This window comes from Prevotella sp. CAG:255, from assembly GCF_000431195.1.
GTDB classification, from domain to species: domain Bacteria; phylum Bacteroidota; class Bacteroidia; order Bacteroidales; family Bacteroidaceae; genus Prevotella; species Prevotella rara.
Map to the genome: position 1 here is coordinate 1 of NZ_HF986849.1, position 524 is coordinate 524.

Annotated in this window: 1 pseudogene; it reads left to right on the forward strand. The window is 40.8% G+C overall.

The window, feature by feature from the left end:
* Positions 1–68: 68 nt before the first annotated feature.
* Positions 69–524: pseudogene (locus QVO66_RS11465) on the forward strand (hypothetical protein); the annotation flags it as partial.

Sequence of the window (524 nt, forward strand, 5' to 3'; positions counted from 1 at the left end):
CCTCCTTTAATCTCTCTTCAAGTTAAATCAAAATCAAATTCAACAACAAAACGAAAAGCGTAAAGATTATGGATTTCAAATTATTAAAACAGCTTTATAAAATCCACTCAAAGTCAGGATACGAGGGCAAGATTATTTCCTTCGTCTGCAAGTGGGTTGACAGGAACATACAAAACGTGAAGATAGACCTCGACTGGAACACGGGGAACATCTACATGACGAAGGGAACATCAGATACTTATCCCTGCATGGTTGCTCATTTGGACCAAGTGCAGAAATACCATCCGACAGACTTCACGGTAATTGAAACCAAGGACTTATTGTTTGGTTACAGTCCCACGGAAAGGAGTTTTTGCGGTCTGGGTGCTGATGATAAGAACGGTGTATGGTTATGCCTTCAATGCCTCCAGAAGTTTAACGAAATAAAAGTTGCATTCTTTGTAGGTGAGGAAGTGGGATGTATTGGAAGCAGTAAGGCAAACATGGAATTCTTTAACGACTGCCGCTTTGTAATACAGCCGGAC